The sequence below is a fragment of the Paenibacillus sp. Marseille-P2973 genome, from assembly GCF_018101095.1.
Taxonomy (GTDB): domain Bacteria; phylum Bacillota; class Bacilli; order Paenibacillales; family Paenibacillaceae; genus Fontibacillus; species Fontibacillus vini.
Genome location: NZ_JAGQEH010000007.1, coordinates 233,176 through 254,004, shown reverse-complemented (window position 1 = coordinate 254,004; position 20,829 = coordinate 233,176). Strand labels below are relative to the sequence as shown.

Below are 20,829 nucleotides of genomic sequence, written 5' to 3'. Positions count from 1 at the left end.
TGAAAAGCTGCTTAAATTCATCTGAATAAGTTATGGCCTTCGCACTTACATTCACCACGTACTTGTTTTGTGATAGGACCTCACGGTCCTCTTCGGTAAATCTCTTCTTGCTCATGCAATCCCCCCCGATGCTTATTCCAGTATACAAAAAGGTACCCACAGCCTGAACACCTTTTTTCAAAGTGTCCAAACTATGGGTACCAGTTTACAACGCGGGTTCTTCTTTTTATTCTTCTCCAGTCGCCACCGGATTCTCCTCATAGCTAATCCAGTCGCTCCAGCTGCCTGCATAGAGCTTCGCCTGCGGGTAGCCCAGCCGGTGCAGCGCCAGCACGTTCGGGCAGGCGCTGACGCCGGAGCCGCAGTAGACGATGGCTTTTCGGCCATCGTCGAGCGCCCGGATGACCGGGGCTAGCTGCTCGCGGAGCTGCGGCTCCGCAAGCCAGGCCCCCTGGTCATCCAGCACGCCCTTCCAGAACCGATTGATCGCGCCGGGAATATGCCCGGCCTTAGCGTCAATCGGTTCTTGTTCTCCCGCGTACCGCGAAGCGTCGCGGGAGTCCACCAGCAGGACGCCGGGATCGCCGAGCGCCCGGCGGACCTCGCCGACGTCCGCGAGCATGTCGCCGCGGACGTCCGGGACAAACGACGCCGGCACCACGGTGCGCGTCGCGTCGGTCACGGGGAAGCCGCCGGCCTGCCAGGCGGCGAAGCCTTCGTCCATGACGTACACGTCGTCATGGCCCAGCCAGCGCAGCAGCCACCATAGCCGCGCTGCATATAAGCCGCCCTGGTCGTCGTAGGCCACGACCCGGGTGGCGTTGCTGATGCCCGCGCGTCCCAGGCGGGCGGCGAGCTCCTGCGGCTCCGGCAAAGGGTGCCGTCCGCCGTGCGTTCCGACGGGTGCCGAGAGGTCATCTTCGATATCAAGGAATACGGCACCGAAAATATGAGAGACGGCATAAGCGGCCTTGCCCGTTTCCGGGTTTCCGAGCACGAAGCGGCAGTCCACAATAACGAGGTCCGGCTCGTACATCCGGGCGAGCAGCCATTTTGGCGATACAATAGGATTGATGTTCATATATGAGTTCTCCTTTATCTTAAAGTCCCTGAGCAAGCGGGCAATCCCCGCGGATATCTTCAATGTAGCACACCGTACGGGACGGTTCAAAGCAAAGGTTGATCGTGTTACTCCAGCAGATCGACGGCTTTTATATTTCCATTGAAGGAACCCGCAGCAATCGTCTATAATTAGGGACGGCTTACCGGAATCTATCGACACTACTATTATTGAAGCAGGGGAGCAGCAGCATCATGAACATGAAATCCAAGTCATCCGTCTCATACGAGCTTCTATATATCATAGGCATTATTGCGATCTCGTTCTCTTCGATCTTCGTTCGCTGGTCAAACGCGGAAGTATCCATCGTCGCTATGTATCGTCTGTACCTGACGAACTTGCTGATGCTTCCATTAGCGTGGAAATACCGGGGCGAGATGTTAAGCTTGACCTCCAGACAATGGAAGGGATTGTTGTTATCCGGGGCGATGCTCGGGCTTCACTTCCTGCTGTGGATGAGTTCACTTCGTTTGACTACCGTGGCGAGCTCGACAGTCATTCTTACGCTGGAGCCCATTCTCGTAATGCTCGGTTCTTTCTTATTATTCGGCGTAAAAATCAACCGCCCCATGCTGATCGGCATGGGGGTGGCTCTGGCCGGCTCAGTGGCGATCGGATCGGGTGACTTCAAATTGTCGGGCACAGCGCTGCAAGGTGATCTGCTTTCCCTGCTGGGAACGATTGCGGTTGCGGTCCATATGCTTGCCGGCAAACAGCTTCTTAAAAATATGAGCGCCTTTGTCTACAATTTCTGGGTATTCTTCACCGCGGCAACAATGCTTGCGGGTTATAACGCGGTTCGCGGATTTGCTTTTACAGGATACGCTCCGAGGGAGTGGGGGATTTACCTGCTGCTTGCCATCGTCCCGACCTTGTTCGGGCATTATTTGTTCAATTGGCTGATGAAGTTCATCAGCGCTTCCGCCGTTTCGATGGCGGTTCTTGGCGAACCGGTATTTGCTTCGTTGCTGGCCTGGTTGCTGCTTAAAGAAAGCTTGACCGGTGTGCAGCTGATTGCGGGAGTCGCTATTTTGGGCGGGGTATGGATCTTTATCCGCTACGGAAAAGAAACCTCTGAGGCCGAGCCGGAACTAAGTTCGCTTAAAGAATCTGCATAGTACTATGCTCCCGCTACAAAATAGAGGACCTTTTGGGCGCTATTTTTGCAAATTTAGGCTCTGAGTGAGAAATAAGAGATTTCTTGGTCCTTATTTCTTCAAGTCTTGCTAAACTTCCGGCTTTTCGCATTGTTTTGGCAAAATAAGAGCCCGAAAGTCCCTTATTTTCAATGGACGGCTATTTTTTGTGAAAATAAGACCTCAAAAGTCCGTTATTATTCGTCAGCTGCATGGTGCGGGGCAGGGAGCGGAAAGCAAGGGGCAACTAAAGCAAATATGCAGAAAAAAGACGCCGCAAGGCGTCCAAGAGTGTCGAGAAAGTCCATGGGACTTTTCGACACTTCATTTCTTTATATGGAGCCGATCAGGCTCCGATTTTATTTTCTCAGCTCAAAAAACTGGCTGTCCCGGCGGGGATGATACGTTAATTCGCTGACCCCGGTTTGCGTGATGATGGTATCGTCGGTAAACCGGATGATATGGGTGTTGTTGTCGACCATATGGTCATTACGGAAAACGCGGATGCGAAGCTGCCGGTCCATCGCTTCCTGGAAATCCTGTTCGGTCAAAAGTCGTCTTATCGTTGGCACGGCGTTTGAAATCTCCTTTGAATTTTGGTTGTCTAATAATTATTATGTAGTCGGGATTTCTTTCCGGTTAAGCTTGGCATGGATTTGTTCAAGAACGGCAATACCCGAAACTTCATACTGTTTCGCCAGTTCAAGCAAGCGAATGGCTTCCTCGGCTTGTTTCGGATCATTCGGCTCGCCGCCGTGTGGGTGGGGGAACAAATTCTGAAACTCCCGGAAAATCCCCGCTACCTTCTCGTAATAGTGTGCTGCCTGTCCGGATAGCTTAATAAGCTCCTCTTTGGAGTCGGAGTCGGCCATATACTTGTCAGGGAGTGACTTCAAAAATTGTACCGCAAATTCCCTGGCATCGCCAACTACTTCCGCATTATAGGCGTTGCCGAACGGATTCACCGAACAGTTCTGGAAGGCTTGTATCCAGGCATCATACCCGGATATTCCGTGCCGGTATTCTTTGGATAGGGTCGGCGCTTCCTCCCTGGCGAATTGTATGATGTTCCCAAGAGCCGTATTCAAGACCTGAGCCGGATCAACAGGGAAGGAATTGCGAAGCCGCAACATAAACACAAAGTTCAAGGGAAGTTCATTTAATTTTGAGTAGGGCAGAGGTCCGTCATGGGACGGATCTTTGCAATACAACTCCTGCTTTTCATCGTCATAACCGTAGATAATACCGAATTCGGGAATAAATAAACTCCAGCCTATAACCGGGATTCCTCGGTCGATCGATTCCTGCGCAAACCTGACTGCCTCTTCCAGCTTTTCCGGGGGTGCAGGGGTTTGGAATCCATGCAATTGCTCACAGCTGAAACCGAGAAGGCCGAGTCCTTTTTCCAGCAGCTCGGTCGGAGAGAACATCGTGGGTCCAGCAGGACTCACATCGCCAGGATGAATATTAATGCGAAAGGCATGACTCGACAGGCCCATAATATCTACGAGTGAAAATCCTTCCTTCTTGTCCGTATACTGTATTGCTGCATAAATGGATTGCGCTGCGGCGGTATACGTTTTTTCCCATGAGCGTTCTATCATTTCTTAGATCATCTCCTCACATAGGTATCGGGGGCGCAAGAACCCGGCGGGTACAACTGCCGGATTGCTTTTTTTCCTGTGCAAATCCCTGAAAATAAACACGAATCCGTTCTCTTTGCAATTTTTTACGCGAGCGGGAGATTGAAGTATACACGGAGCCTGGGGAAACGCCCAGTACTTCTGAAATTTCACTTGGCGACAGTTCCCGGAACACATGAGCTTCGAAAATCGCGCGTTCTTTGGCAGGAAGGCAGCGAAGCAACTGATAAAGACCCATGTACATGTCCTTGCGCAACAATCGCGTCTGTGGATCCTGATCCAGGCTGCGTTCTTCGTCCAGTCTTGCTGATATTCGAAACAATAAGTGCTCCAGCCCGGAGCCAATATCCGAACGGTAACTTTCCGAATGTCGGGCTTCCAGAGCGGAAAAGGAGCTCTCTTTGCCGCCGGGTCCGCCTCTTCGAAGCTTCATCATGGCTTGATTGCGAACGATCGTCTGAAGCCAGTGTCTAAACCTTCCCGGCTCCATTAGCGTCTCAATTCGCAAAAATGCGGAAATTAAAGCCTCCTGAACAATATCCTCCGCCAACTGGCCATCTTGTGTTATCGAAGAGGCCCAGCCCAGAGCACGTTCCCGGTGGCGTCGCACCAATTCTCCGAAAGCTTCCCGGCTGCCGGTGCGTGCATGATTGACAAGCTCTTCATCCTTCATATTCAGGACCGCATCTGCATCCGCATCCGTCTCCGTTACTTCCGAATGCTGCAACAGTCTCTCCGTGTACACCTGCTCACCTCTGAGTACAAAATAACGTAGGTACGATTCGTGTCTTTTCTATAGATGCCAAATGGAAGAGAAATCTTACCATATTTCCGTAAATTTAATACATCTGTCCAAAACGATAACATAAACGTCCAAAACTTTCACTGAGAGTTCCTTATGCGGACTTTTTGTTAATTGGATAATTAGCCTAAGCCCACCCGCTAATACGGGCGATTGCATACGATGCATTAATAATGAAAAGCGATTTGATTGGAAGTTCATGTCTTCCACGAGGAGAGGATCGTATATGTCGGAACGTAAAGGGAACAAAAGGAGAACCCTTCGCCGGGGGCGTGTGGGACAGCTTCCGACAGCGGGGCTTTTGCGGCGAATAGCGGCCGAGATGCTGCCGTTCTATAGGGTGGTGGCGCGGAGCCGCGGTTTTGCCTCGGCCTGGAGCCGGGCTGTCGTCAGGGCTGATTTGGATGGAATGCAGAAGCTGCTGGGCGCGGTAGCGCCAAGTCTCTCCCGCCGCGGTATGGGTACGAACGGGATCGGCTATTTTATTTCTTTTCCGGCGCCGGGATCCTATTATTCCTGCGGAATCACAATTCCGCCGGGGAAGGTGCAGTTTCATTTCAATGCGGGTATACACCGGCTGATGGCCCGGGCGCTGATTCCCTTTTTTGGGACAATCGCTTGCGGGCCGCCATATGCCAGAGCGCTTGCCCGGGCGATCTCCAAAAATGACGGGCGGGCCGCCGCCAGCCTGGTGCGATGCAGAGTGAAGACGAACGCGTTGAAGTCGATAAGGATTGAAGATGCGGGATTGGTACTGAGTTTCAAGTATCCTTCCAGCAAATATGTGTATTCGCTCTTATTGTTCCGGGAGTTTAACTGATTAGATTCCAGCGGATTATCATTCCGCAATGAGTCAATCCGCTGCCGAATCCATAGAGCAGGACCCGGTCGCCGGGACTTAATTGATTGGCCCGAATTCCGGACTGCAGGGCGAGCGGGATCGAGGCGGACGATGTGTTGCCCATGTCTTGTACGCTCTGCAGCGTTTTGCCCAAAGGAATGCCTGATTTCTCGCAGATCGATTCAATCATCCTTAAATTTGCGCTGTGCGGCGCAAACCAATCGATATCGTCCAAGGTGAGTCCGGCCTGCCCAAGCAGACGTTCGATACCCGAAGAAACGGTACGGACGGCCCATTTGAATACTTCGGGTCCGTTCTGAACGATCCGGCCATCGCCCGCAAGGGCATTGCCATCCATTTGCGTCGAGAGACCTGAACGGTATACATGAATGCCGCCGCTCCCTTGGGTCCCCATCAAGACCGACTCGAAACTCGGGTGGTCAGGGTCATATTCCACCAGGACGGCTCCGGCACCGTCCCCGAACAGGATACAGGTGCTGCGGTCGGTGTAGTCGGTAATTTTGGACATCGTTTCTCCGCCGAAGACCAGCACTTTTTTATGAAGGCCCGAGCTGATCATTCCGTTTGCCATATGAAGCCCATAGGTGAAGCCGGCACAGGTGGCGTTCAGATCGACGGCTCCGGCATGTTCCATTCCGAAATGCTTTTGGATCCGGCAGGAAACCGTGGGGAAGGAGTAATCGGGAGTTGTCGTTGATACGATAATCAAATCGACATCATCCAGGCTAACCTTAAAAGTGTCGCGCAAATTTTCTGCGGCCCGGATGCATAAATCCGAGGTGAACTCATCCTCAGCGGAAATATGCCGTTCTTTGATGCCGGTTCGCTGCACAATCCATGCGTCGCTCGTTTCGACGAGCTTTTCCAGATCCTCGTTGGTAAGAATTCGTTCGGGTACATACGTGCCGATTGCGGTAATCCGAGCTTTAGAAGACAAGGTCACGGCGAGTCACTCCTTTATTCTTAAATTTAGCATCAGGTACTAATACCAGGTATTAGTTTAGATTGTAACAGCAATTTGTTTAATTTCCAAGCGGCAAATGTGGAAACTTGCTCCATAAATTCTATTACACGTTACTGTAGTATTTGAAAGGAAATTCAGAGGATTAGGTTATTATTGCACCTCATTCCTGTTCTCTATGTGAAAATGATGAAAAACATGCGAGATCGGACCCTTACATAAGCGGGTTTCTGGAGGGAAATATGCGTTGGCAAAGCCGACTGGACAGTCGGGAGCGGAGAGGCCGGGAGGATGATATAATGAGGGGAGGCAAGGAAAGGAGTGCAGGATTACATTTATGAAAACGTTGGTGTTGGCGGAAAAACCGTCCGTGGCAAGGGAAATTGCCCGGGTGATGGGAAGCCGCGATAAGCATAAGGGACATTTTGAGGGGCCGAAATATGTCGTGACCTGGGCTCTTGGACATTTGGTCGGTCTGGCCGAACCCGAGGATTACGATGGCAAGTTCGGAACCTGGTCGTTGGAGGATCTTCCGATTCTTCCGGGGAAAATGAAGCTGAAAGTGCTGCGCGAGAGCAGTCATCAGTATAAAGCGGTGCAGCAGTTGATGCGCCGCCAGGACATCGGCGAGCTGATCGTGGCGACGGATGCCGCGCGGGAAGGCGAATTGCTCGCGAGATGGATCATGGATATGGCGAAATGGAACAAGCCGTTCAAGCGGCTGTGGATCTCTTCGCAGACCGACAAAGCTATCAAAGAAGGCTTCGCTTCCTTGAAGCCGGGCGGGCAATTTGACCGGCTGTATCATTCGGCGCGCTGCCGGGCCGAGGCCGACTGGATGATCGGCTTGAACGTGACGCGGGCGCTGACTTGCAAGTTCGGCGCTCCGCTGTCGGCCGGACGCGTTCAGACGCCTACGCTGGGCATGATCATGCAGCGCGAACGCGAGATTTTGTCGTTCCAGTCGGAGGAATATCAGGTGCTTCGCGCCGATTTGGGCTCTTTCGAAGCCGTATGGCGCGGTAACGGCGGGGATTCGCGTATTTTTGACGCGGATAAAGCGGCTGGACTGCAGCGTAAGCTGGAGGGACGAAGCGGCAAGATCATCAAGCTGAACAAGAGCGAGAAGCAGGTGCCGCATCCGCAGGCTTACGACCTGACTGAGCTGCAGCGGGATGCAAACCGGATGCTGGGCTTTTCCGCGAAGCAGACATCGAATGTGCTCCAGCGCTTGTATGAGCAGCACAAGCTGGTCACATATCCGCGTACGGACTCGCGTTATCTGACTTCCGATATGGTCGACACGCTGAAGGAGCGCTTGACCAGCGTTGCCATCGGGCCATATGCATCGTTAGCGAGACCGTTGCTGCGGAAGCCGCTGCCGGTTAGCAAACGGGTAGTAGATGACAGCAAGGTTAGCGATCATCATGCCATTATTCCGACGGAGCAAACAGTCATATTGAATGCCTTAAATACAGAGGAACGCAAGCTGTATGATTTGATCGTACGGCGTTTTATCAGCCTGTTCTATCCGGCGGCCCGGTTCGACAGCGTTGCTGTCGTCCTGGAGGTCGATGGAGAGAAGCTGCACGCCAAAGGCGTTACCGTGAAGGACAGCGGCTGGAGAGCCGTTTATGACGGGCAGGCGTTCGATGAGTCGGACGACGATGAGAACGAGAACGGGGAAGACCGGGAAGATCGGGGCGTAGGCACGGGGGCTACGTTGCCGGAGCTGAAGGAAGGCGAGACCGTGACGGTCAAGCGCTGCCGGATCCAGAGCGGACGGACGCAACCGCCGAAGCGCTATACGGAGGCGGCATTGTTGACGCAGATGGAGAAGCACGGCCTTGGCACGCCGGCGACTCGGGCGGACATTATCGAGAAGCTGGTCAGCTCCGATACGATCGACCGCCAGGGTTCCAGCCTGCATCCTACGGGTAAGGGCAAGCAATTGATCGAGCTGGCCCCAGCCGATCTCCGGTCGCCGGAATTAACGGCGAAGTGGGAGTCCGAGCTGGAGCGCATCGCTCGCGGACAAGGCAAGCCGGAGCCTTTTCTAGGCGGAATTCGGGAAATGGCCGAAGTCTTGGTACGCGGGGTCAAGAACAGCGAGGCTTCGTACAAACCCCATAACGTTTCGAACAGCCATTGTCCGGATTGCGGAACCCGGCTGCTGGAGAAAAAATCGAAACGCGGCCTGATGCTGATCTGTCCGAGTGAAGATTGCGGATACCGGCGTTCCGGAGAGAAAAGGCTCTCTAACCGACGCTGCCCGCAGTGCCACAAGAAGATGGAGATGAAAGAAGGCAAGGCCGGGTTGTATGTTCAGTGCCTACCTTGCGGCATCACGGAAACGGTGAATAAAGATTCCAAGCACGTGAACAAGCGGGAGCAGCAAAAGCTTGTGAAGCAGTACGCCAAGCAGGAAACACTCGGTTCCAATTTAGGCGAGCTGCTTAAAGCGGCTTTGGAGAAAAAAGGCGATTAACCCTCCGAGATATCTTTTTTTCGAATAAAAGGTAAATACGCTCGGGATGCTAAAGCCGGGAGGTGATCTTATGCCGCACAACAAAGCTGAGAAGACCCAGAACCGGCAGAACAAATCCAGTATCTTGGAGGAAAGCATTTCGCTAAAGCCCAAGAAGCAGGCGGAATACCCGCCAAGCCTGAACGAAATTCCGAAGCAGGAGTCCTGAGGGCATGCAGTGCTCCCCGCGAGGGGAGCTTTTTAATTGAAAGAGATAGGAGTATAATGGAGTCAGGAAGGCGAATGCCTGTAAGGCCGGGCGCGAGGAGGCGGAAGATATGCGGTTAGGGCTTTTGATCTGGTTTATTTTTATCAATTTCGTGGCCTATATCGTGATGTCCGACGACAAGCGGCGGGCCAGGCAGAGGAAAGAACGGATTCCCGAGAAGACACTGTTCTTGCTTGCCGCTATCGGCGGAGCGCTGGGTATACTGCTGGCGATGAACATGAAACGTCATAAGACGAAGCATGCCAGTTTCCGTATCGGGGTGCCGCTGCTCCTGCTGCTCAATGCCGTGCTTTACGGTTATTTTTTGACCTGACGGCCTTCCGTCATTGCAGCTTTATTCGTTTCATACTGAGTTTCGAACGTTTAATGGTGTACATACTTTTAGAGAAGAGGGGTGCGTTCCTATGTTATTTTCTAAAATTGTAGCCGCCTATGACGGTTCCAAAGCTTCCAACAAAGCGCTTGATAAGGCCATCGATCTGGTTAAGGTCACGCCTGGAGCGACGCTTGAGGTGCTGCATGTGTTCGATTTTCCGCGGTTTTATGTGGCGGAGGGCTTTGCTCCTATTCCTGCTTCGGTAAACCAGGATTTTTACGAGCTGGCCGAGAAAACGGTTGAGGAAGCGAAGAACCGGCTCGAAGCGGCCGGCGTAACCGCCAAGGTCGAAATGCTCCAGGGAGCTCCTGCGGAAGGGATCCTCGATTATGTGAAAAAGCACGACAGCGACATCATCATCATCGGCAGCCGCGGTCTTGGCGGCATCCGTGAATTCGTGCTTGGCAGCGTCAGCCACAATGTCGTTCAGCATGCCCGGATTCCGGTGCTTGTTGTGAAATAAATAAGTGAGTTGAAAGGAACGCCGGTGATCGGTGTTCCTTTTTTTGTAGTATTCTCCGCCCGCCGCTAACGGACATGAGAGCCCTTAAACCTCACAAATTCGCTTGTTTTGGAAACTAACGGACACCAGAGCCCTTAAGTTGGTGGAATCATTCACTTTTTGAGCGAAAGGAGGCCAATAAGGTCATCTGTGTCCGTTAGCGCGGCGAAAAGGCGGTTTTTTGGGATTTAGAGGCTCGTATGTCCGTTAGAAATGTGGGAGAGGCTTGACGTCGGAAATTTGGGCAGGGTACGGGAGCGGAGCAGAATAGGGGCTAATTCAACTTCAACCTTGGCAGCCAGTCCCGCTAACGGACAGGAGAGCCCTTAAACATCACAAATTCGCTGGTTTTGGAATTTAACGGACACCAGAGCCCTTAAGTTGGTGGAATCTGTAACTTTTTGAGCGAAAGGAGGCCAATAAGGTCATCTGTGTCCGTTAGCGTTGCGAATAGGTGGTTTTTTGTGATTTAGCGGCTCGTATGTCCGTTAGAAATGTGAAGAGACTTGGCGTCGGAAATTTGGGCAGGGTGCAGGAGTAAAAGTAGAGTAAGAGTGAAGTAAGCGTAGAATAAAAGCGGAGTTAGAGTAAGAGTAGAAGTAAAGTAAGCAAAAGGATAGTGGAGAAGTAGAAACCGGAGTGGAAGCAGAAGTAGGAGTAGGAGTAGGAGTAGGAGTAGGAGTAGGAGTAGGAGTAGGAGTAGGAGTAGGAGTAGGAGTAGGAGCAGGAGTAAGTAAGAGTAAGTAAGAGTAAGTAGGAGTAAATAAGAGTAAGTAAGAGTGAACAAGCTCGTCAGATAAAGGTAAGTAAGAGTTGGAGCAGAAGTAGACGTGAGCAAGAGGAGAGCGGAGTAAGTAGGAGCAGATGCAAAAGCAGTAGCACTAGCAGACGCAGGTGTGGGGAGCCACGTACAGTAGTTAGAGTAGAGTTAGTAGAGTAGGAGCAAGTAACGTTACCCCTGTGCACCAAGGTAAATCCAACCTCGACTATAGTAGGGGCTTCACGTTCCCAAGCAGCCGCTCCTCTTATCAAATACGTCGGCAAAAAAGACAAGCTACCAGGCACCAATAGTAGGCTATCGGTTATAACATTACGGAAAAGCCGAACATTCGGTTTTGGCATTATTTTAATGTTCGTGTTTTAGTTGACATCCTTTGTTCGGGATTGGTACACTAGAGGTGAAGCGGGGAACCGCAATATCAGTTGAATAATTATCTCGTATAAAGCCGGGGATAAGGCCCGGAAGTTTCTACCTGAAAACCGTAAATTTTCGGACTACGAGTGAATGCGTCAATGTTAAGTGCGTGTTCAGTAGGCGGGGCAGCTCGATTTAGAGCGGCGCTTGTTGAACAACCTCTTTCGAATAGGTTGCTCCTTAGGACAATGTATTCAGCGATGGCCTGGACCGCGCATGGTCAGGCAATTGCAGATCAGGCGGCACATTCACACGGGTCCGGAGCTTTGAAAATACATGTTATTTTCATGGTATCCCGGACTTTTTTGTTGGGCCGGGGGCCTGCAAGGAAAACGAAGGTTGTGTATAAACGGGCCGTGAAAAACGTTTTGGTCCGCGATAAAACATAGAAAGTGGGTTATAGCGATGTCAGCACAGGTAGCAGTAATTATGGGCAGTAAATCGGATTGGGAAACGATGTCCCATGCATGCGTCGTTTTGGAGGAGTTGGGAATTCCTTACGAGAAGCAAGTGGTATCTGCTCACCGTACACCGGATCTCATGTTTGAATTCGCGGAGAATGCGGCCCGGCGCGGTTTGAAAGTTATTATTGCCGGCGCTGGGGGCGCGGCGCATTTACCAGGAATGGTTGCGGCAAAGACTCTACTGCCGGTCATCGGCGTTCCCGTTAAGTCGAAGGCGCTGAAGGGACTTGATTCGCTGCTTTCGATCGTACAGATGCCTGGCGGAATCCCGGTAGCGACCGTCGCGATCGGTAAAGCGGGAGCCACGAACGCCGGGTTGCTCGCGGCACAGATGCTTGGCGCGTTCGATCCGGAGCTGGCCGGGCGGCTGCAGGAACGCCGCGACCGGCAGCGCGATGCGGTGCTGGCAAGCAGCAGCGAGCTGGTGCTTGAAACGGAGAAGCAATGAGCGCGGCGGAACAGCGGGGGCAGGCGCTTGGCAGCAACGGCGGAGAGCCTAGCGCGCTGAAGGCGAAGCAAGCGGCGGTAATCGCGCCGGGCTCGACGATCGGCGTACTTGGCGGCGGCCAGCTTGGCCGGATGATGGCGCTGGCCGGAAGCAACCTCGGCTACCGCTTCGTCACGCTGGATCCGACGCCGGAGTCACCGTGCGGACAGGTTGCCGGGCAAATCGTAGCCGGTTACGGCGACATAGAAGCGGCCCGGGAGCTCGCGACGCGCGCCGACGTCATCACGTATGAGTTCGAGAACGTGGACGCTGGTGTAGCCGCGCTGCTGGAAGAGCAGTCATACGTGCCGCAAGGCAGCCGATTGCTCTACACGACGCAGCATCGGCTGCGCGAGAAGCGCGCGATTGAAGCGGCGGGCGCCAAAGTGGCGCCGTACGCGGAGATCGGCAGCGAGGAAGATTTGCGGGCGGCCGCAGCCCGGCTGGGGATACCGGCCGTTCTTAAAACGGCCACCGGCGGTTACGACGGCAAAGGACAATGGGTCATCCGCTCCGAAGGAGAGATTGGCCCGGCCTACGCCGAGTTGAGTCGTGCGGGGACGGAATTGGTGCTGGAGCAGTTCATTACTTTCGAGAAGGAACTGTCGGTCATTGCGGCGCGCAGCCCGCGCGGCGAAATTCGGACTTTCCCGGTGGCGGAGAACATTCATGTGGACAACATTCTGCATGCGTCCATCGTTCCGGCCCGGGCCGAGGAGCCGATTCTGCGGGAAGCGGAGCGGCTGGCCGCCCGGATCGCGGAGTCGATGGAAGCGGTCGGGCTGCTCGCGGTTGAGCTGTTCCTGACGGGGGACGGAGAACTTTACGTCAATGAATTGGCGCCGCGCCCGCATAATTCGGGACATTACACGATGGAAGCCTGCAATACCTCGCAGTTCGAGCAGCATGTGCGGGCGATATGTAATCTGCCGCTGGGCGACCCGTCGTTGCGGACGCCGGTCGTTATGGTCAATGTGCTGGGCGAGCATCTGGATGCGGTGACGGAAGCCGTAACCACCGATTGCTGGTTGCCGGAATTGGGCGACTCGAACTCAGCTTTAACGCCCGGAGCGAGCGCCGCAAGTAATGCGACTGGATTTCACGTGGTTCCGAAAGTACACTTATATGGAAAGAACGGCTCGGCCCCTAAACGTAAAATGGGACATATCAACCTGCTTTGTGGGGATGTTCGGGACGGACTGGATTTTATACAGCAAACCAATATTTGGAGGAATCAAAACTCATGATCGAACGTTACAGCAGACCGGAAATGAGAGCGATCTGGACCGAGGAAAACAAGTTCAAAGCTTGGCTCGAAGTTGAAATTTGCGCATGCGAAGCTTGGGCGGAGCTCGGCATTATTCCCAAAGAAGACGTAGCGCTGCTGCGTCAGAACGCGTCCTTCGATATCGACCGGATTTATGAAATCGAGCAGGAAACCCGCCATGATGTTATCGCGTTTACGCGGTCCGTCTCGGAAAGCCTGGGCGCGGAACGCAAATGGGTGCACTACGGGCTGACTTCGACCGATGTGGTCGATACGGCGCTCGGTTACCTGCTGAAGCAGGCGAATGAAATTCTGGAAAAAGACATCGTCAACTTTATCGAAATCTTGCGTGAAAAAGCGTTGGCCTACAAAGATACGCCGATGATGGGGCGTACGCACGGGGTTCATGCGGAGCCGACAACGTTCGGGCTCAAAATGGCGCTGTGGCACGAAGAAATGAAGCGGAATCTGGAGCGTTTCCGCCGTGCGGCCGATAACGTGCAATTCGGCAAAATTTCGGGGGCCGTAGGTACTTATGCGAACATCGACCCGTTTGTGGAAGAATTCGTTTGCCGCAAGCTCGGCACAAGTCCGGCTCCGATCTCGACGCAAACGCTGCAGCGTGATCGTCATGCCGAATACATGGCAACGCTGGCGCTGATCGCCACGTCGCTCGACAAGTTCGCGACCGAGATCCGTGCGCTGCAAAAGAGTGAATTCCGTGAAGTGGAAGAAGCCTTCGCAAAAGGGCAAAAGGGCTCGTCCGCGATGCCGCACAAGCGCAATCCGATCGGCTGCGAGAACATCTCCGGTCTCTCCCGGGTTATCCGCGGCCATATGATTTCGGCTTACGAGGATGTGCCGTTGTGGCATGAGCGCGACATCTCGCATTCCTCCGTGGAACGCATCATTTTGCCGGATGCGACGATGCTGCTGAATTACATGCTGAACCGCTTCGGGAATATCGTGAAGAACCTGACCGTTTTCCCGGAAAATATGAAGCGCAACATGGGCCGTACATTCGGCGTTCCGTTCTCCGGACGCGTGTTGACGAAGCTGATCGACAAAGGCTTCAGCCGCGAACAGGCTTACGACACTGTCCAGCCTCGCGCCATGCAGGCATGGGAGACTCAGCGTCAATTCCGCGACATCGTGGAAGAAACGCCGGAAATCACTTCCGTCTTGAGCAAAGAAGAAATCGAGGACGCATTTAATCCGGCTTGGCATCTGAAGCATGTGGATACGATTTTCCGCAAGCTGGGCCTGATCGAACAATAAGGCATTTGAATTTGAATAGGGGGGCAGCCCTGCTGCTCCTCCATCAAATAACGGTAAAAAATACCGTTATTCCACAGAATATAGATATTTTTTACCGCTATTGCATAACCGGGAACCGAAAGAGGATCCTGGACAAAAGAAGCGAGAATAGAGGCGGCTTTGTAACAAAGCAGCCCCAAAGAAGGAGGACGGCAATCATGTCAACGCCTACTACACCGGCACCGGCCATTTCCACGGCGGCGGAGCTTGTAAAGGCCCCGCTGCTGTACAAAGGCAAGGTCCGGGAGCTTTATGATTTGGGAGAGCATTACCTGATCGTGGTAACCGACCGAATTTCCGCTTTTGATTATGTACTGGATCCGGCCGTGCCCGATAAGGGCAATGTGCTGAACCGCTTGAGCGCTTACTGGTTTGAACTGACACAAGATTTGATCGAGAATCATGTAATTCATACGGACGTGAACCTGCTTGGCGAAGTCATACCGGAGGAGAACCGTGAAGCGCTGCGGAACCGGGTTATGGTCACGCGCAAGGCGGAGCGGATCGATATCGAATGCGTCGTGCGGGGATACGTTACCGGCGGCGGCTGGCGGCAATATGAAGCCGGCGGCGAAATCAACGGCATCAAGTTGCCGGAAGGACTACGCAAGAACAGCAAGCTGGAGCAGCCGATTTTCACTCCAGCGGCCAAAAATGACGTCGGCCACGACGAAGACATTTCATTCGAAGCAATGTCGGATCTGGTAGGCGCGGATCTGGCGGAACTGCTGCGCAGCCGGAGTCTGGAGCTGTATGGCTTCGCTCGCGATTATTGCGAGGAGCGCGGCATTATTTTGGCGGACTGCAAGCTGGAATTCGGCTTGATCGATGGGAAATTGATTCTGATCGACGAAATTTTCACGCCGGATGCTTCCCGTTTTTGGGACAAAGAAAACTATGGTCTCGATATCGAGATCGACAGCATGGACAAAGAACCGGTCCGGACCTATCTGGCCGGCTCGGATTGGGACAAGAACAGTCAGCCGGATCCGCTGCCGCTTCAAGTGGTAGAGGAAACAACCCGACGCTATCGCCTTATTTACAGCCGATTGACTGGCCAAGAGCTGCAGTAATTAGTGATTTTTATGCAATTATAGATCATCCGCGGCAGCGCCGCTCAAATCAAACCAACAATAGGAGGAACACGAGGAATATGATGAAAGCTCGCGTTTATGTCACCATTAAGCAAAGCGTACTTGATCCGCAGGGGGTAGCCGTGCAAGGAGCCATGCATTCCATGGGCTTCAAGGAAGTGGAAAGCGTACGGATCGGCAAATATATGGAAATTGAGCTGGATTCCAGCGACCGTTTTGAGGCGGAAGCCCGTGTTAAGGCCATGTGCGAAAAGCTGCTCGCGAATACGGTGGTAGAAGATTACCGCTTTGAACTGGAGGACTAATTCATGAAATTCGCAGTACTCGTATTTCCCGGTTCCAACTGTGACATCGACTGCTACAAAGCGGTGGAAGATACGATCGGCGAGCCTGTAGATTACGTATGGCATACCGCTACGGATCTTTCCGCTTATGACTGTATTCTCGTGCCCGGCGGTTTCTCTTATGGGGATTATCTCCGCTGCGGAGCCATTTCCCGGTTTGCTCCGGTTATGGCGGAAGTAGCGAAGGCCGCAGAGCAAGGCAAATATATTCTCGGCATCTGCAACGGGTTCCAAATCTTGACCGAAGCGGGCCTGCTGCCGGGAACGCTGCTACGCAACATGTCGCTGAAATTCCTCTGTCATGATACGGTGCTGCGCGTTGAGAACAACAGCAACCCGTTTACGACGCAATATGAGGTGGGCGAAGAGATCAAGATTCCGATCGCTCACGGGGAAGGCAACTATTATTGCGATGAAGCTACGCTGGCTGATTTGAAGGCGAATAACCAGATTATTTTCAGATATGTGAACAATCCGAACGGGTCGGTGGAGGATATCGCCGGCATCTCCAACAAAAACGGCAACGTGGTCGGGATGATGCCCCATCCGGAGCGTGCGGTAGACTCGCTGCTGGGGTCCGAAGACGGCAAAAAAATGTTTACTTCGATATTAAAGGCATGGAGGGATCGGCATGAGTCAGCAAGTGTCCGCTAAGGAACCGAACGCGGAGCAAATCGCGGAGCAGCAAATTTACAAACAGATGGGTGTATCGGACAGCGAGTATGAACTGATCTGCGGATTCCTCGGCCGCAAACCGAATTACACGGAAATCGGCGTGTTCAGCGTGATGTGGTCCGAGCATTGTGCTTACAAAAACTCCAAGCCGTTATTGCGCCGCTTCCCTACGGAGGGACCGCGCGTTCTGATGGGACCCGGCGAAGGCGCGGGGATCGTTGACATCGGCGACAATCAGGCGGTTGTATTTAAAATCGAAAGCCATAACCACCCTTCGGCCGTTGAGCCTTATCAAGGCGCGGCTACGGGCGTGGGCGGGATTATCCGTGATATTTTTTCTATGGGCGCAAGACCTGTGGCTCTGCTTAATTCTTTACGGTTCGGAAAATTGGAAAGCGACCGCGTCAAATATTTGTTCGAGCATGTGGTTTCCGGGATTGCCGGTTACGGCAACTGCATCGGCATTCCGACGGTAGGCGGCGAAGTGGTGTTCGATGACAGCTATGACGGCAATCCGCTGGTCAATGCGATGTGCGTCGGGCTGATCGATCACGACAAAATCCAACGCGGTGTAGCCAAAGGCGTCGGCAACCCGGTCTTTTACGTGGGGCCGCCTACGGGCCGCGATGGCATTCACGGCGCGACGTTCGCTTCGGAAGAGCTGACGGAAGAGTCGGAAGCAAAACGGACAGCGGTTCAGGTCGGCGATCCGTTCATGGAGAAGCTGGTCATGGAAGCTTGCCTGGAGCTGATCGACACGGGCATCGTGCTCGGCATTCAAGATATGGGCGCAGCGGGACTTACTTGTTCCAGCGCAGAGATGGCGAGCAAGGCGGGCAACGGCCTGGAGTTGTACCTGGACCAAGTGCCGCAGCGTGAGGAAGGCATGACGGCTTACGAAATGATGCTGTCGGAATCGCAAGAACGGATGTTGTTCGTCGTCGAGCCGAAGGATGAAGCGCAGGCGATGGAGATTTTTGAACGCTGGGGCGTAATTTGCTCCAAAGTTGGTAAAGTCACGGACGATGGCCGCTTGAAGCTGTTCCATCATGGCGAGGTTGTCGGCGATATGCCGGTAACGGCGCTGGTCGACGAATGTCCGATTTATGAAAAACCGTCCGCAGTTCCTGCTTACTATGAGCAAAATGCGGCAGTAGATACTTTGCGTTATGCAGAAGTCAGCGATTTGGGCGCTGCGCTGGATCAAGTGCTGGCGTCGCCGTCCGTGTCGAGCAAGGCATGGGTATACAACCAGTATGACTACATGGTTCGCACCAGCACGGCCGTTCGTCCGGGATCGGATGCTGCGGTTGTAACGATTCGCGGAACCCGCAAAGGATTGGCGATGACGACGGATTGCAACGGACGTTTTGTTTATCTGGATCCTGAAGTCGGCGGCAAGATCGCGGTTAGCGAAGCTGCGCGCAACATTGTTTGCTCGGGTGCGGAGCCGCTTGCGATCACGGATAACCTGAACTTCGGCAGCCCTGAAAAGCCGGAAATTTTCTGGCAGATGGAGCGTGCGGTCGACGGGATGGCGGAAGCCTGCCGCGTGCTGGACGCGCCGGTTATCGGCGGTAATGTCAGCCTGTACAATGAAAATGCGAAAGGCGCGATCTATCCGACCCCGGTGGTGGGCATGGTCGGGCTGGTACATGATACGGATCATATTACGACCCAGGGCTTCAAGGCTGAGGGTGATGTAGTATTCCTGCTGGGCGATACGAAGGGCGAGCTCGGCGGCAGTGAATTCCAAGCTGTTGTGCATGGCGTAACCGAAGGACGTCCTCCGCAGCTTGATCTGGAAGTTGAGAAAAAGCTGCTCGATGCGGTTCTCGGCGCGATCCAATCAGGTTTGGTTCGCTCTGCGCATGATTTGGCCGAAGGCGGCCTGGCTGTAGCGCTGGCGGAATCCTGCATCAGCGGCGGCCTGGGTGCTACCGTGGAACTTAATTCCTCGCTGCGTCCCGATGTGGCCTTGTTCAGTGAATCACAGTCCCGGATTCTGCTCTCGGCATCGAAGGAACAAGCGGAGAAGCTGCAGGACTTCATCGCTTCGCGCGGTGTGCCTGTACAAAGAATCGGAGAGGTGGCCGGCAGCGATCTGGTCATCACTGTAGGCGGAGCTTCCGCCCTGAACAGACCTGTGGAGGGACTCAAGCGGGTCTGGGAGGACACCATTCCATGTCTGATGAAATAATGACGCAACGGTTGTGGACAGGCGATTATTATAACGAAGGCACGGGCCGGAGCGATATTTTCGATACATTAAAAGAAGAATGCGGCGTATTCGGGGTTTTCGGCCATCCCGAGGCCGCTTCTCTTTCCTACTACGGGCTGCATGCTTTGCAGCACCGCGGGGAAGAGAGCGCCGGACTGTGCGTGACGAACGGGGAATCGTTCAACTACCATCGCGGAATGGGACTGGTCAAAGAGGTGTTTGACCGCGATAAACTGGAATCGCTGGTTGGCGATCGTTCTATCGGGCATGTGCGTTACTCGACAAGCGGCGACAGCCGGCTGACGAATGCGCAGCCGCTGATCTTCAAATACCGCGACGGCGACCTGGCGGTGGCGACGAACGGCAACATCGTGAACGCGCCGAAGATCCGCCGCGAGCTGGAGCAAAGCGGCTCGATCTTTCAGACGACGAGCGATACGGAGGTCATCGCGCATCTGATCGCGCGCTCGCCGAAGGAGTTTGTCGAAGCGGCGAAGGACGCGCTTCGGCAGCTTGTCGGAGGCTTCGCCTTCCTGCTGCTGACGAACGACAAGCTGCTTGTCGCCAGCGATCCGAACGGCTTGCGCCCTCTGACGATGGGACGGCTCGGAGATGCGTACCTGTTCTCGTCGGAGACATGCGCATTCGAGGTGGTCGGCGCAGAATCGATCCGCGATATCCGGCCCGGCGAGCTGCTCGTTCTTGACCAGAACGGCTTGCGAGAGGAGCGGTACGCCGCCCCTGAACGGAAAGCGTTGTGCGCGATGGAGTATATTTACTTCTCACGTCCGGACAGTGATCTGAACGGCTCTAACCTGCACGCTTCGCGCAAGCGGATGGGGCAGGTGATGGCGCAGGAATCGTTCGTGGATGCCGACGTCGTAACCGGCGTGCCCGATTCCAGCATCTCCGCCGCCATCGGCTATGCGGAGCAGACCGGCATTCCTTACGAGCTCGGTCTGATCAAGAACAAATATACCGGCCGGACGTTCATCCAGCCGAGCCAGGAGCTGCGCGAGCAGGGCGTGAAGATGAAGCTGAGCGCCGTCCGCCGCGTGGTGGAAGGCAAGCGCGTCGTCATGATCGACGACTCGATCGTTCGCGGCACGACGTCGCGGCGCATCGTAAATCTGCTGCGTGATGCCGGAGCGACCGAGGTGCATGTGCGCATCACTTCACCGCCGTTCAAGAACCCGTGCTTCTACGGGATCGACACGCCGGATCGCGGCGAGCTGATCGCCTCCGCCAAGTCGGTCGAGGAGATTTGCAGGGAGATCAACGCGGATTCACTGCAATTTTTGACGCCGGAAGGCCTTATCCGTGCCGTCGGCGGCGACAATCAGGACGACTATAAAGGCGGTCTGTGCATGGCCTGCTTCGACAACGATTATCCGACTAGGACCGATTTCGACGGCGAAGAGAAATTTGGCTGTACCTGCTGATTTTTCACGGGCTATGTATTTTATGGGATGAAATAATATGAATTTTGGAGAGGCAGTGAGCAGGAATCTCAGTCGGCTAATGGCAATGTTATGTAGCTGAGAACTAACTGTATTTCCTGCAGCTAATCTCCTCATTTTTGATAGTAGATGTAGAATAACTGTATT

General features: G+C 53.8%; 20 protein-coding genes and 1 riboswitch. Of the genes, 14 read left to right on the top strand and 6 right to left on the bottom strand.

Annotation, left to right across the window (positions count from 1 at the left end; translation table 11 throughout):
- Together KB559_RS25485 and KB559_RS16155 are read right to left on the bottom strand one after the other, a co-directional pair.
- On the bottom strand, positions 1-115 hold a 115-nt coding region (locus KB559_RS25485; RefSeq protein WP_306434205.1), incomplete at its 3' end, for an HTH domain-containing protein.
- A 111-nt stretch (positions 116-226) separates the two neighbouring features.
- Complete coding sequence (locus KB559_RS16155; RefSeq protein ID WP_481856466.1) at positions 227-1,075, bottom strand: sulfurtransferase; 849 nt, start codon at positions 1,073-1,075, stop codon at positions 227-229.
- Positions 1,076-1,314: 239 nt separating this feature from the next.
- On the opposite strand from KB559_RS16155, the gene KB559_RS16150 reads away from it, so the two are divergent.
- Complete coding sequence (locus tag KB559_RS16150) at positions 1,315-2,238, top strand: DMT family transporter (protein WP_211022964.1); 924 nt, start codon at positions 1,315-1,317, stop codon at positions 2,236-2,238.
- A 377-nt stretch (positions 2,239-2,615) separates the two neighbouring features.
- Here KB559_RS16150 and KB559_RS16145 read toward each other — a convergent pair whose 3' ends face one another.
- From KB559_RS16145 to KB559_RS16135, 3 genes are read right to left on the bottom strand one after another with little or no spacing between them, the layout of a single operon-like run.
- Positions 2,616-2,828: a hypothetical protein gene (locus KB559_RS16145; RefSeq protein ID WP_211022963.1), complete on the bottom strand. Its 213-nt coding sequence runs from the start codon at positions 2,826-2,828 to the stop codon at positions 2,616-2,618.
- A 42-nt stretch (positions 2,829-2,870) separates the two neighbouring features.
- Positions 2,871-3,860: a hypothetical protein gene (locus KB559_RS16140; RefSeq protein ID WP_211022962.1), complete on the bottom strand. Its 990-nt coding sequence runs from the start codon at positions 3,858-3,860 to the stop codon at positions 2,871-2,873.
- 16 nt (positions 3,861-3,876) lie between these two features.
- The gene (locus KB559_RS16135) at positions 3,877-4,644 is read right to left on the bottom strand and encodes an RNA polymerase sigma factor (protein WP_211022961.1); all 768 of its coding nucleotides are present in this window, start codon (positions 4,642-4,644) and stop codon (positions 3,877-3,879) included.
- Between the two features lie 283 nt (positions 4,645-4,927).
- On the opposite strand from KB559_RS16135, the gene KB559_RS16130 reads away from it, so the two are divergent.
- Positions 4,928-5,521 (top strand): hypothetical protein, encoded by a 594-nt coding sequence (locus KB559_RS16130; protein ID WP_247681875.1) that lies wholly within the window; start codon positions 4,928-4,930, stop codon positions 5,519-5,521.
- Here the strand turns inward: KB559_RS16130 and KB559_RS16125 are convergent.
- A complete protein-coding gene (locus tag KB559_RS16125) occupies positions 5,514-6,500 on the bottom strand; it encodes a ketoacyl-ACP synthase III (protein WP_211022978.1) in 987 nt (328 codons plus the stop codon). The genes KB559_RS16130 and KB559_RS16125 overlap by 8 nt on opposite strands.
- 361 nt (positions 6,501-6,861) lie before the next feature.
- Between KB559_RS16125 and KB559_RS16120 the strand changes: the two genes are divergently transcribed.
- The 12 genes from KB559_RS16120 to purF all read left to right on the top strand — a co-directional run bounded on the left by KB559_RS16120 (position 6,862) and on the right by purF (position 20,664).
- Positions 6,862-9,012 carry a DNA topoisomerase III gene (locus KB559_RS16120; protein WP_211022960.1) on the top strand — a complete coding sequence of 717 codons (2,151 nt, stop codon included), beginning with the start codon at positions 6,862-6,864 and terminating at the stop codon, positions 9,010-9,012.
- Positions 9,013-9,082: 70 nt separating this feature from the next.
- Positions 9,083-9,220, top strand: coding sequence for a hypothetical protein (locus tag KB559_RS16115; protein WP_211022959.1), 138 nt, complete (start codon positions 9,083-9,085; stop codon positions 9,218-9,220).
- A 109-nt stretch (positions 9,221-9,329) separates the two neighbouring features.
- The gene (locus tag KB559_RS16110; RefSeq protein WP_211022958.1) at positions 9,330-9,593 is read left to right on the top strand and encodes a DUF1294 domain-containing protein; all 264 of its coding nucleotides are present in this window, start codon (positions 9,330-9,332) and stop codon (positions 9,591-9,593) included.
- A gap of 91 nt (positions 9,594-9,684) precedes the next feature.
- On the top strand, positions 9,685-10,119 hold the full coding sequence (locus tag KB559_RS16105) for a universal stress protein (protein ID WP_211022957.1): 435 nt from the start codon (positions 9,685-9,687) through the stop codon (positions 10,117-10,119).
- A gap of 1,235 nt (positions 10,120-11,354) precedes the next feature.
- A riboswitch (purine riboswitch) is annotated at positions 11,355-11,456 on the top strand.
- 302 nt (positions 11,457-11,758) lie between these two features.
- On the top strand, positions 11,759-12,265 hold the full coding sequence (gene purE, locus KB559_RS16100; RefSeq protein ID WP_211022956.1) for a 5-(carboxyamino)imidazole ribonucleotide mutase: 507 nt from the start codon (positions 11,759-11,761) through the stop codon (positions 12,263-12,265).
- Positions 12,262-13,551: a 5-(carboxyamino)imidazole ribonucleotide synthase gene (gene purK / locus KB559_RS16095; RefSeq protein ID WP_211022955.1), complete on the top strand. Its 1,290-nt coding sequence runs from the start codon at positions 12,262-12,264 to the stop codon at positions 13,549-13,551. Before purE ends, purK begins: the two co-directional genes overlap by 4 nt.
- Entirely contained in the window at positions 13,548-14,849 is a 1,302-nt protein-coding gene (gene purB / locus KB559_RS16090; protein WP_211022954.1) for an adenylosuccinate lyase, read from the top strand. The genes purK and purB overlap by 4 nt, the downstream gene beginning before the upstream one ends.
- 197 nt (positions 14,850-15,046) lie before the next feature.
- A complete protein-coding gene (locus KB559_RS16085) occupies positions 15,047-15,961 on the top strand; it encodes a phosphoribosylaminoimidazolesuccinocarboxamide synthase (protein ID WP_211022953.1) in 915 nt (304 codons plus the stop codon).
- A gap of 80 nt (positions 15,962-16,041) precedes the next feature.
- Positions 16,042-16,287, top strand: coding sequence for a phosphoribosylformylglycinamidine synthase subunit PurS (gene purS / locus KB559_RS16080; protein WP_211022952.1), 246 nt, complete (start codon positions 16,042-16,044; stop codon positions 16,285-16,287).
- Between the two features lie 3 nt (positions 16,288-16,290).
- The gene (gene purQ, locus KB559_RS16075; RefSeq protein WP_211022951.1) at positions 16,291-16,980 is read left to right on the top strand and encodes a phosphoribosylformylglycinamidine synthase subunit PurQ; all 690 of its coding nucleotides are present in this window, start codon (positions 16,291-16,293) and stop codon (positions 16,978-16,980) included.
- Positions 16,958-19,201 (top strand): phosphoribosylformylglycinamidine synthase subunit PurL, encoded by a 2,244-nt coding sequence (gene purL, locus KB559_RS16070; RefSeq protein ID WP_211022950.1) that lies wholly within the window; start codon positions 16,958-16,960, stop codon positions 19,199-19,201. Before purQ ends, purL begins: the two co-directional genes overlap by 23 nt.
- Entirely contained in the window at positions 19,186-20,664 is a 1,479-nt protein-coding gene (gene purF, locus KB559_RS16065; RefSeq protein ID WP_211022949.1) for an amidophosphoribosyltransferase, read from the top strand. Before purL ends, purF begins: the two co-directional genes overlap by 16 nt.
- Positions 20,665-20,829: the final 165 nt, after the last annotated feature.

Coding starts and splice junctions, on each gene's coding strand:
- KB559_RS16150 (WP_211022964.1), top strand. CDS start 1,315: ATGAACATGAAATCCAAGTCATCCGTCTCATACGAGCTTCTATATATC.
- KB559_RS16140 (WP_211022962.1), bottom strand. CDS start 3,860: ATGATAGAACGCTCATGGGAAAAAACGTATACCGCCGCAGCGCAATCC.
- KB559_RS16130 (WP_247681875.1), top strand. CDS start 4,928: ATGTCGGAACGTAAAGGGAACAAAAGGAGAACCCTTCGCCGGGGGCGT.
- KB559_RS16120 (WP_211022960.1), top strand. CDS start 6,862: ATGAAAACGTTGGTGTTGGCGGAAAAACCGTCCGTGGCAAGGGAAATT.
- KB559_RS16115 (WP_211022959.1), top strand. CDS start 9,083: ATGCCGCACAACAAAGCTGAGAAGACCCAGAACCGGCAGAACAAATCC.
- KB559_RS16110 (WP_211022958.1), top strand. CDS start 9,330: ATGCGGTTAGGGCTTTTGATCTGGTTTATTTTTATCAATTTCGTGGCC.
- KB559_RS16105 (WP_211022957.1), top strand. CDS start 9,685: ATGTTATTTTCTAAAATTGTAGCCGCCTATGACGGTTCCAAAGCTTCC.
- purE (WP_211022956.1), top strand. CDS start 11,759: ATGTCAGCACAGGTAGCAGTAATTATGGGCAGTAAATCGGATTGGGAA.
- purK (WP_211022955.1), top strand. CDS start 12,262: ATGAGCGCGGCGGAACAGCGGGGGCAGGCGCTTGGCAGCAACGGCGGA.
- purB (WP_211022954.1), top strand. CDS start 13,548: ATGATCGAACGTTACAGCAGACCGGAAATGAGAGCGATCTGGACCGAG.
- KB559_RS16085 (WP_211022953.1), top strand. CDS start 15,047: ATGTCAACGCCTACTACACCGGCACCGGCCATTTCCACGGCGGCGGAG.
- purS (WP_211022952.1), top strand. CDS start 16,042: ATGATGAAAGCTCGCGTTTATGTCACCATTAAGCAAAGCGTACTTGAT.
- purQ (WP_211022951.1), top strand. CDS start 16,291: ATGAAATTCGCAGTACTCGTATTTCCCGGTTCCAACTGTGACATCGAC.
- purL (WP_211022950.1), top strand. CDS start 16,958: ATGAGTCAGCAAGTGTCCGCTAAGGAACCGAACGCGGAGCAAATCGCG.
- purF (WP_211022949.1), top strand. CDS start 19,186: ATGTCTGATGAAATAATGACGCAACGGTTGTGGACAGGCGATTATTAT.